Origin of the sequence: Flavobacterium sp., assembly GCF_031363805.1 — a bacterium.
Taxonomy (GTDB): Bacteria; Bacteroidota; Bacteroidia; order Flavobacteriales; family Flavobacteriaceae; genus Flavobacterium.
The window spans coordinates 21566-32812 of record NZ_JANLVD010000063.1 but is presented as its reverse complement, the minus strand read 5'-3'; the positions used below and the strand labels follow the sequence as shown (position 1 = coordinate 32812).

General features: G+C 29.9%; 9 protein-coding genes and 1 other RNA gene. 5 read left to right on the top strand and 5 right to left on the bottom strand.

The window, feature by feature from the left end; translation table 11 throughout:
* The coding region (dnaK, locus tag RMN92_RS03805) for a molecular chaperone DnaK (RefSeq protein ID WP_309608136.1) at window positions 1-1734 on the top strand (1734 nt) is incomplete at its 5' end.
* Window positions 1735-1806: 72 nt separating this feature from the next.
* Here dnaK and RMN92_RS03800 read toward each other — a convergent pair.
* A complete protein-coding gene (locus RMN92_RS03800) occupies window positions 1807-2691 on the bottom strand; it encodes a Brp/Blh family beta-carotene 15,15'-dioxygenase (RefSeq protein ID WP_309608135.1) in 885 nt (294 codons plus the stop codon).
* Window positions 2692-2813: 122 nt separating this feature from the next.
* Here RMN92_RS03800 and RMN92_RS03795 point away from each other — a divergent pair, with 122 nt between their 5' ends.
* Complete coding sequence (locus tag RMN92_RS03795) at window positions 2814-3539, top strand: bacteriorhodopsin-like (RefSeq protein WP_309608134.1); 726 nt, start codon at window positions 2814-2816, stop codon at window positions 3537-3539.
* Window positions 3540-3634: 95 nt separating this feature from the next.
* Here RMN92_RS03795 and RMN92_RS03790 read toward each other — a convergent pair whose 3' ends face one another.
* Window positions 3635-4015, bottom strand: coding sequence for a RidA family protein (locus RMN92_RS03790; RefSeq protein ID WP_309608133.1), 381 nt, complete (start codon window positions 4013-4015; stop codon window positions 3635-3637).
* Between the two features lie 33 nt (window positions 4016-4048).
* Window positions 4049-5335 carry a deoxyribodipyrimidine photo-lyase gene (locus RMN92_RS03785; protein ID WP_309608132.1) on the bottom strand — a complete coding sequence of 429 codons (1287 nt, stop codon included), beginning with the start codon at window positions 5333-5335 and terminating at the stop codon, window positions 4049-4051.
* A 177-nt stretch (window positions 5336-5512) separates the two neighbouring features.
* On the opposite strand from RMN92_RS03785, the gene rnpB reads away from it, so the two are divergent.
* Window positions 5513-5826: RNase P RNA component class A (gene rnpB, locus RMN92_RS03780), an RNA gene on the top strand.
* On the opposite strand, the gene RMN92_RS03775 is transcribed toward rnpB, so the two are convergent.
* Entirely contained in the window at window positions 5825-6517 is a 693-nt protein-coding gene (locus tag RMN92_RS03775; RefSeq protein WP_309608131.1) for a response regulator transcription factor, read from the bottom strand. The two genes, rnpB and RMN92_RS03775, sit on opposite strands and share 2 nt — an antisense overlap.
* 71 nt (window positions 6518-6588) lie before the next feature.
* Window positions 6589-7956 (bottom strand): HAMP domain-containing sensor histidine kinase, encoded by a 1368-nt coding sequence (locus tag RMN92_RS03770; RefSeq protein WP_309608130.1) that lies wholly within the window; start codon window positions 7954-7956, stop codon window positions 6589-6591.
* 216 nt (window positions 7957-8172) lie between these two features.
* Here RMN92_RS03770 and RMN92_RS03765 point away from each other — a divergent pair, with 216 nt between their 5' ends.
* Both RMN92_RS03765 and RMN92_RS03760 read left to right on the top strand, forming a co-directional pair.
* A complete protein-coding gene (locus RMN92_RS03765) occupies window positions 8173-9138 on the top strand; it encodes an alpha/beta hydrolase (RefSeq protein ID WP_309608129.1) in 966 nt (321 codons plus the stop codon).
* Between the two features lie 7 nt (window positions 9139-9145).
* Complete coding sequence (locus tag RMN92_RS03760) at window positions 9146-11245, top strand: TonB-dependent receptor domain-containing protein (protein ID WP_309608128.1); 2100 nt, start codon at window positions 9146-9148, stop codon at window positions 11243-11245.
* The last annotated feature ends 2 nt before the right edge of the window (window positions 11246-11247 follow it).

The window sequence follows — 11247 nt, the reverse complement described above, 5'->3', positions numbered from 1 at the left end:
GGTGATCCAGCAAAAAGACAAGCTGTGACCAACCCAACAAAAACGATTGGTTCTATCAAACGTTTTATGGGACACACTTTTACAGAAACTACTGGTGAAGCGAAAAGAGTACCTTATTCAGTTGTAAAAGGTGATAACAATACGCCAAGAGTTGATATCGATGGTCGTTTGTACACACCACAAGAATTGTCAGCTATGACACTTCAAAAAATGAAAAAAACAGCTGAAGACTATTTGGGTCAAACAGTTACTGAGGCGGTTATTACTGTTCCTGCATATTTTAACGATGCACAACGTCAAGCAACCAAAGAAGCTGGTGAAATTGCTGGTTTGAAAGTAATGAGAATCATCAACGAACCAACTGCTGCAGCTTTGGCTTACGGATTGGATAAAAAAGGTGTGGATCAAAAAATTGCAGTTTACGATTTAGGTGGAGGAACTTTTGATATTTCTATCCTTGAATTAGGAGATGGAGTTTTTGAAGTATTGTCTACAAACGGAGATACACACTTGGGTGGTGATGATTTTGACCAAACTATTATTGACTGGTTGGCAGATGAATTCAAAACTGAAGAAGGTATTGATTTGCGTTTGGATCCAATGTCATTACAAAGAATTAAAGAAGCTGCTGAAAAAGCTAAAATCGAGTTGTCATCTTCTGCTGAAACAGAAATCAACTTGCCTTACGTTACTGCTACTGCTTCTGGACCAAAACACTTAGTTAAAAAATTAACAAGAGCAAAATTTGAGCAATTGTCTGATACTTTGGTAAAACGTTCTATGGAACCAGTTGCTAAAGCTTTGAAAGATGCAGGTTTATCTACAAAAGATATCGACGAAGTTATTTTGGTTGGAGGTTCAACTCGTATGCCAAGAATTGCTGACGAAGTAGAAAAATTCTTTGGTAAAAAAGCATCAAAAGGAGTAAATCCTGATGAAGTTGTGGCTATTGGAGCAGCTATTCAAGGTGGAGTTTTATCTGGTGATGTAAAAGATGTATTGTTACTTGACGTTACACCTTTGTCTCTTGGTATCGAAACTATGGGTGGTGTTATGACAATCTTAATTGAGTCTAACACAACTATTCCAACTAAAAAATCTCAAATTTTCTCTACAGCCGCAGATTCTCAACCAACAGTTGAACTTCACGTTCTTCAAGGTGCAAGAGCAATGGCTGTTGACAATAAAACGATTGGACGTTTCAATTTGGATGGTATTCCGCCAGCACCAAGAGGAGTTCCACAAATTGAAGTAACTTTTGATATTGATGCTAATGGTATCATCAAAGTTTCTGCAACAGACAAAGGAACTGGAAAATCTCACGATATTCGTATCGAAGCTTCATCTGGATTAACATCAGAAGAAATCGAAAGAATGAAAAAAGATGCTGAAGCTAATGCTGGAGCTGACAAAATCGCAAGAGAAAGAGTGGAGAAAATCAATGAAGCAGATAGTTTGATTTTCCAAACTGAAACTCAATTGAAAGAACTAGCTGATAAAATCACTGACGAGCACAAAACTGCAATAGAATATGCATTAACAGAATTGAGAATGGCACACCAATCTCAAGATTTGGAAGCGATTCAAAAAGGTCTTGACAATGTAAATGCAGCATGGAAAACAGCTACAGAAGCAATGTATGCTCAAGGAGAACAAGGTCAACAAGCTGCTCAACCACAAGGCGAAGCGCAAGGTGATGATGTTCAAGATGTAGAATTTGAAGAAGTTAAATAATTTTTGGTAGGGATGCACAGCAGTGCATCTTTACTTATTATATAAAACCGAGTAAGAAATTGCTCGGTTTTTTTATAGCTTTTTATTAAACATTTTTAAAATTACTAAAACATGTGGAAAAGTTATAGATGCTAAAAATGAAAAAAACAAAGCATTAAATATTTTTTCGTCATTAAAAAGCAAATAAAGTATTGCTATTCCAAATAAAGAAACAATCCAATATAAAAAAGCTGATTTAAAATATAATTTAAAACTCTTTAATGTTACCTCTTGATACAGAAATTTAATTTGATCTATCATTGAAGGAATGCTATGCCATATAATAAAGAAAATAGCAAATCCCCAAATTAAACTCGAACTGAAAAATATAATACCGAAAACTATTAAATAGAAAATTTCTAATAAAAGTTGATTCCTAATTCTTATGTGTTTGATATACAAATATAAAAAAAATATAAATAAAGTTATACTCAGAATTTTAAATCCATTGGTTATAATTGCAATGTTTAAAGGGATAGTAGTAATTTCCGTAACTACCGTTTGTACTTCGGTTTGATGAAAATAGAATAATAGAAATAGAATGAATGTGCCATAGCAAAATTGGAAAGTAAACTTAAACCATTGATTTAATTGGTCTAAATTCTGCCATTGTTGTTCTCCAAAATGGTAGCCACTAACTATTATAAAACTTATTAAAGCTATAGTAGGAATAAAATAAAATAATAAAGCACCTACAATAACAATTAGAATGTAGTAAATAAGAATTTTATAGAAATAATTTGTTTGTTTTTCTTGATTTATAGATCTAATTAATAACAAATCATTTGCTCCATGCAATATTCCAAATGAAAAAATTAAGATAAATCCTAAATAAATTTGAAAATTAGTTTTAAAGAATGAATCTATCCACAATCCGAAAAAGCTTGCTATAATTGCGAATTTGAAATATTTAGTCATATTATTTTAAATATATTTGTAATATAAGTAAAAAAAATTAAACAAATTATATTTATTTTGTTTAATAATTTTGTAGATTTGTTAAACAAAATTATCTAACCTTTTTTTAAAATCAAATTTTTATGACAAATTTTATGTTATTTCCGAGTTTAATGAGAGAAATGTTACCAACTGATTACGTTGGATTCACATTTTTTGTAGGATGTATGGCCATGATGGCCGCATCAGCTTTTTTCTTTTTATCGTTAAACCAATTCGATAAAAAGTGGAGAACTTCCGTATTGGTATCAGGTTTAATTACCTTTATTGCAGCAGTACATTATTTCTACATGAAGGAGTATTGGGCAGAATTTAGCAAATCGCCAACATTTTTTCGTTATGTAGACTGGATTTTAACGGTGCCGTTAATGTGTGTTGAATTTTATTTGATACTAAAAGTTGCAGGAGCAAAGCAAGGTTTACTTTGGAAAATGATTTTTCTATCTCTTGTTATGCTCGTAACAGGTTATTTTGGTGAAGCAGTAGATCCTACAAATGCTTGGATTTGGGGATTGGTTTCAGGAATTGCCTATTTTGTAATTGTGTATGAAATATGGTTGGGAGAAGCTTCAAAACTTGCAGCAGCAGCTGGAGGAAACGTTCTTGCAGCACACAAAATTTTATGTTGGTTTGTACTTGTAGGTTGGGCAATTTATCCATTAGGATACATGCTAGGAACAGATGGTTGGTATACCTCAATTCTCGGAAAAGGAAGTGTAGATGTTGCCTATAATATTGCAGATGCAATTAACAAAATTGGTTTCGGATTGGTGATTTACAGTTTAGCAGTAAAATCTCAAAAAGATTAGTTTATTTTAAGTTAATTCTAAAACGTTTGGTAAGAAGTTGCCAAACGTTTTTTTATGTTATTTAATATCTCAAAACAATATTAGTTATGTTTTCATTACAAAACAGCTATCATTGAAATCTCAATATTTACGCCTTTAGGCAAACCAGATACTTGCACGGTTTCTCTAGCCGGAGCAGTTTCTACATCGAAATATTTTCCATAAATAGCATTGATTCTAGCAAAATCGCCCATGTTCATAATAAAAATAGTTGCTTTTACAACGTTTTTAAAGTCCATGTCGGCAGTTTCAAGAACAACTTTTAAATTTTGCATTACTTGTTCGGTTTCATTCTCAATTGAATCTAAAATCAATTCACCAGATAATGGATTTAACGCAATTTGACCCGAAGTATAAAGTGTATTTCCAATCAAAACTGCTTGGTTATATGGACCAATAGGAGCAGGTGCTTTATCAGTTAAAATTATTTTTTTCATATTTATTTTTGTTGATTTTGTAATAATTTAAATTTATCCAACTGCTTCTTTATAAACTTTTAAACAACGTTCTCTTGCAAATTTATGCTCAACTATAGGTTCAGGATACATTTTTGTTTCCAATTCAGGAATCCATTTATTAATGTATTTTAAATCTTTGTCAAACTTTTTTATTTGTTCAGTTGGATTAAAAATTCTGAAATAAGGTGCGGCATCCACTCCAGAACCAGCAGCCCATTGCCAGTTTCCAACATTACTAGATTGCTCATAATCAAATAATTTTTGAGCAAAGTAGGTTTCTCCCCAACGCCAATCAATTAATAAATGCTTACATAGGAAACTTGCAACAATCATTCTTACTCGATTGTGCATGTGTCCAGTAGCGTTTAATTCGCGCATTCCAGCATCCACAAAAGGATAACCGGTTTTTCCATCGCACCATTTTTGAAATAAATCTTCATTATTATCCCAAACAATACTGTCGTACTTTTCCCTAAAACTTTTATTTATTGTATGCGGAAAATGCCATAAAATTTGCATGAAGAATTCTCTCCAAATCAATTCCTTAAAAAAAGTTTCATTGTCACTTTTAATTGCTTCTCCTATCATTTTTCTGATGGATACTGCTCCAAAACGCAAATAAGCACCAACCATTGATGTGCCAGCAATGGAAGGAAAATTCCGGGTTTCTTCGTATTTATCAATTAGTTTTTTGGAACTGTCATAAGGTGTAATTTTAATTTTTGATTCTGAAAAACCAATCTCTTCCAAACTTAAAAAAGGGTAGGAATGTGTTGCCAAAATCTCAAGAAAATTTTCTGAATTGTAGTGAATCAATTTAATTTTACTAAAATTTTCCTTCCATTTTCTAGAATAGGGTGTGTAAACTACATAGGGTAAACCATCGTCCTTGGTCACTTCGCTTTTTTCAAAAATAACTTGATCCTTGCTGGTTTTAAATTCAATATTATGAGATGCAAAAACATTGTTTAATTCCTTGTCTCGTTTGCGTGCATAAGGTTCATAATCATGATTGGTATAAATGGTTTGAATTTTATTTTCTGAAATTATTTTTTTAAAAATATCGATGGGTTTACCATGAAAAATGGCTAAATTTTTTCCAATTTCTTGTAATTGGTTTTGCATTTTAGATAATAATTGATGGATAAAAGTGACTCTGTGATCATTTTTTGGTAATTGAGATAAAATATCGTCATCAAAAATAAATATGGGCAGCACATTTTCGCTATTATTTAAAGCATGAAAAAACCCCACATTGTCATCTAATCGTAAATCACGTCGAAACCAAAATATATTCATTAGTAAAATATTTAATAAATTGAGAATAATTGCAAAGTTAATGATTTGAGATTTTATAAAAATGAAAATATTTTTTAATGTTTTATATTTTTAAAGAAGGTAACAAAAGTATTTTCCTAATATGTTAAAAAAGATTATGTAAAATAATGCAAATGGCACTTAAAAAACTACTTTTGTTGCGCAGACCGCCTTATCGTCGTTTCGAGCAATCGGAAGGGAGGAAAGTCCGGACACCAAAGAGAAGCATAGCGGATAACGCCCGTCGGTCGTAAGATTAGGACAAGTGCAACAGAAAGTATGTACAGGTAATGCTGTAGTGAAACCAGGTAAACTCTATGCGGTGAAATGTCAAGTATATCAGCATTTAAGAGCTTCTCGTTCGTTGTTGAAGGGTAGACAGCTTGAGTCCCGCAGTAATGCGAGATCTAGATAAATGATAAGGGTTTCGAGCAATCGAGATACAGAATCCGGCTTATAGGTCTGCTTTTTTTATTTTAGAATTTTAAATTCCAATCCAATATTTCGAATACTTTCGATGGTTATTGAAGCATCGTTAGAGAAATATTTTCTAATTCTACTCATAAAAACATCCATACTTCGACCTGAAAAGAAATCATCATTTCCCCAAATTTGTTGTAAAATCTCATTTCTTTTTAGCAAATTATTTCTGTTATTATATAAGAATAAAATTAACGCAACTTCCTTTTCTGTAAGCCGTTGTATATGATTACTTAATTTTAATTCTAACCTATTTGGATTGAAAATATATTTTCCAATAACTATTTCTTCCACAGTGTTTTGAATGTAGTTTTTTTGTTCGCCACGTTTTAAAATATTATTTAATCGCAAAACTAGTTCGTCTGCTTCAAAAGGTTTTACAATGTAATCATCTGCGCCGAGTTGCAATCCTTTTAGTTTATCTTCTTTGAGTTTTCGAGCTGTTAAAAATATAAAAGGCGTCTCCGGATTGGTTTCAATAATTTTTTCTGCCAATGTAAATCCGTCCATTTTTGGCATCATAACATCAAAAACACAAATATCAAAAGTTTCTTTTTCGAAAATTTGGATTGCTTCCTCTCCATTTTTTGCCCAATTAACTTGGTAATTGTATAGTTCTAGATATTGTTTCAGAACAGAAGCAAAATCAAAATCGTCTTCGGCAAGTAGTACTTTTCTAGGCATTAGGCAATGGTTGTTAGGCATTAGTTTTTAATACTCGCAAAATTATTGTTTTGTTTAATTTTTGCTTTTACTCAGTTTCTATTTAATTCTAAACTTATTTTAAACAAACAACCCTTTCCCAAATCGCTTATCACAGCAACACTTCCACGATGCGCTTTGATAATTTGATCTACATAATACAATCCCAATCCCAAACCTTTTGTACTATGCAGATTGCCTTGTTCTACTCTATAAAATTTATCAAAAAGCAGTGAATGTTTGCTTTTTTCAATTCCAATACCATCGTCTTGAATACTGATATTAAACTGATTATCTAGCAACGAAGTTTGAATCACAATATTGTTACACCCATATTTTACTGCATTTTCTAAAACATTGAGCAAGGCAGTTGTTAGGTGAAATTTATCTAAAAATAAAATTGTTTTTATTGTTTTAAAATCGGTTGTAATTGTAATGTTTGGATTGGCAATTTTAAAATCATCAATAATAGAATCTAAAAAAGTTTCTGAAACTATTTTTTCTTTTTGCAATTCGATTTCAGTTTCTCCCAATGAATTATTCAAAACTTGATCTATTAATTGTTGCAAACGTTGATTTTGACGTGAAATAGTAGCTACCAAATTATCAAAATTTTGCTGGTGTTCACGAATATCTTTTCGTTCTAATATTTTGGTAGAGATAGCCAAAGTTGCTAAAGGCGTTTTGAGTTCGTGCGTAATGTTATTTATAAAATCAGTTTTTATATCGCTTATTTTTTTCTGTTTTATCAATGCTTTTATTGCAATCACGAAAAGTGTAATTAATGTAAGAATTGAAAATATAGCAAAAAATAAAATAAGTGCCATTCGTTTTAAAATAATCATTTCCCAATCAATTACAGAAACATACAGAGCATCCTCAGTAAGTAACTTATAATCTGATTGCAAGGAAGTTCCGCTAGTCGTGCCAACATAATTTCGAACTAAAAAAGCATTGTCAAGTGTGGCTAAATCGCCATACAATTTATTTTCGATAAATGGTTTTTCAGAATATATAGTATCGGTAATTTTCGTGCCATTATAAATGACAAATTTGTTTAGAACTATCGCAAAATCGAGTTTTAGATTTGGTATTTCTTTTTCAAACTCTAATTGTAGTTTTCGTGTTAATTCATTTTTGAAATCATTTTGAAGCAAATCGCTTTTAATTCTGAATTTGTATTTTTTATCTAAAATATATTTTGTTGCCAATTGTTTGTACAGTAAATCTTTTTTATTGAAAATACTAGCATCAATATCGCTGTAATCATTCGTTATTTTAGCAATTTTATATCTTATTTCGTTGTGAAATTGCGCTACTTTATGGTCGTAAGTAGTTTTAACCAAATAGAACTGCATTGCTGATAAAGCAATGAGAACAATTACCGAGAATAAAATTAACAGATTAATTTTCTTTTTCATCAGTCCAAAAATAAACGATTTTAAGGAATAAAAAATACATTAACCTCGCATTAACCTTGTATTAACTTTCGGAATGAATTATTAGAAGCAATTTTGCTCTGATTTTTTTTAACCATTAAGGAATTATGGTTCATTAAGTGTTTTTATTTAGACTTTTCCTTAACTAAACTTAATCCATTATTGGTTCAAAAAAGATGTTTTATAAATAATGAAAAAATGCTATTTCTTATGCTATTAATTTCTAAAAATTATGCTCTAGCTCAAAAAACACCTGAAAATTTTGGGTACAGATCAATGTCTTTCAAATTTCAAGATGATCGAGTAGATTTGATTGTGATTTCTAAAAAAGGAGAAGAGAAAACCCAAAAACCATTGTTCTTTTTCTGTCAAGGAAGTTTACCTCGACCTGTGGTTGTTTACGACGAAAAAGGACTATTCGGTACTTTGCCATTCAATGAAAATAATTTTCTTAATGATTACCATATTGTAATTGTTGCCCAACCAAATATTCCAATTATAGCCAATGCAAACACTTTGGAAAATGATTTTGTGTACTTGAAGGACAAAGAAAAAGGCATTCCTCCCAAAGGTTACACCGATAGAAATTATCTTGATTATTACGTTTTTAGAAACAATTTCATAATCAAACAATTATTTAAAGAACGATTTGTTAGCAAATCAAAATTAGTCGTAGCAGGACATTCTGAAGGAAGTGCTATTGCAGCAAAAATGGCATCATTAAATTCAAAAATTACACATTTGATATATTCTGGTGGAAATCCTTTTGGTCGTATTGTGAATATTCTTTCAGAAGAAAAAGACAAAAAAGAAACTTTAAATTATTGGAAAGAAGTAGTTCAAAATGCCAATACAATCAATTATAATGGTGGCGATACTTATAAAGCAACCTATAGTTTTTCGTTACCACAAAGAGAAAATCTATTGCAATTAAAAATCCCAATTCTGTTTACGTACGCCTCCAAAGATGTTGTTGCCAATTATAATGATTTGTTCCAAATTGAAGTCATTCTAGAGCGAAAACAAAATTTTACTTTCCTGAATTATGAAGATTTAGATCATAATTTTTTTCCAGTAAATGAAAAAGGAATTCCTAATTATGAGTTGGAAAATTGGGACAAAGTTGCAAATGATTGGTTGAAATGGCTGAAAAACAATAAATAATATATTGATGAATAAAATAATTAAACTAATGATTTTAGTAGTTTCTAATGTTGCTTTTGCACAAGTTGAAACACAAAAAGACACAATTTCAAATAAATTAGAAGAAATAACAATCAAAGCAACTGCAAAAACTTTTACCAACAAAAATGGGAATATAAAGGTTGATATTGCCAATTCGATTTTCAATTCGGTACCAAATACAGTTGATTTATTATCTAAATTACCAAATATTCAAATTAGCTCAGACAAGGAAACTGTAAGTATTGCTGGAAAAGGAAGTCCGCTGATTTATATTGACAATCAAAGAGTTGGAATAAATGATTTGAATTCACTTGCTGTAGATGATATCAAAAACATTGAAATAATAATCAATCCATCATCAAAATATGAAGCAAATGGTAAAGTTTTGATTTTGATTACTCGAAAATTAAGTAAGAAAGAAGGCTTCAAAGTAAATTTGACCGAAGCGGCTTCAATAAAAAAGAGATTTAATAATTATTTGGGAATCAATGCAAGTATTAAAAAAAATAAAGTTGAATGGAAAGGTAATTTTAATTACAATCAATTGAATATTTGGGAAAAGCATGATATTAATTATCAAATTCCTGATGCTAATATCACTGCAAATTATAATGTGGAAGCTTACACAGAAAGACCTCAATTTGTTTTTGGAAGCGGAATATTTTATAAAATTAATGATGATGATTATTTTTCATTTAATGCAAATGCTAGAATACAAAAAGATTTTTTTGGTATAAATACACAAACTTTCAACAAACAAAACACTAATGAGAATAATGTTTTGACTGCTAGTGATAACAATGATAGTAGAAATTTTATTAATTCTTTTTTCAATTATTCAAAGAAAATTAAATTAATAAATACACAATGGTTCTCTGGTTTTCAGTATTCAAGGTTTAACAAAAAAATAAACACCGTTGTCAAAAATAATTTTAATAATACTTTATTTGAATTATCACAAAATAGAAATCAAGAGTTTGATGTTTCTGTACTTTCTGGTAGAACAGATTTAGAAAAAACTTTTAAAAACGAAATGAAACTAGAGATTGGAGGTTTGTTTTTGTGTGCAAATGCAAAAACCGATTTCAATGTTTTTAATTTCATTAATGATGGTGCTAATTTTTCAAATTATAATTTTAAAGAACAAAATACTTCGGGTTATTCTCAACTTTCAGGAAAAATTAAAAAAGTAAATTATTCCCTCGGATTTAGAGTTGAAAACACGAATGTTTTAGGTAAATTTGAAACCGAAATTAATCCATTAGTTAAAAAAAATTATACTAATTTTTTTCCAAAAGCACAGTTTGATATCGCAATTGATAGTTCTAAAACATTGACTTTCAATTATTCAAAAAGTATTGTAAGACCTAATTATTCTGCAACAAATCAAGGAGCAACCTATATTAATCCGTATTTTATTTATGGAACCAATATCAATTTGAATCCAACAATTAATCATGAAATTGTTGCCAATTTTCAATACAAAGACAAATCTGTTCGATTGAGTTATTACAACAATTCGAGTCCAGTTTATGGCGATTTTAATTTTGATGATTCACAGAAAATTTTAACTTTTATTCAGAAGAATTTTGACAAAGAAACAGGATTTGGATTAGAATTTACAATTCCATTTAAGTACAAAATATGGACTATAAATAATAGTTTTAGTGTTTATTTGAATAAAATTCAAGATGAAACTGCTATACAAAAGTCGTCCAAACCATATTTCTATTATTATTCAAATAATAGTTTTAGTTTGCCTAAAGATTATACTTTTTTGGTTAATATTTGGGGATTAACCACACAAAAAGAAGGTGTTTTTGAAAGAATGCAACCAAATTTCATGCTAGATTTGGCAATTTCAAAAACATTTTTCAAAAACTGGGATTTTACATTAAGTTTTAATGATGTTTTTAAAACTATGGTTTACAAAGAAAATTTTACAATTAATAATATTAGTTCAAAGTCAAACTATTTGGCAGATACACACGAAATATCGTTTGGAATAAAATATTCTTTCGGGAAAATAAAAAATTCTCAATTCAAAGAAAAAAATATTGATGAAAACGAAAGCAGAATTAGATAATT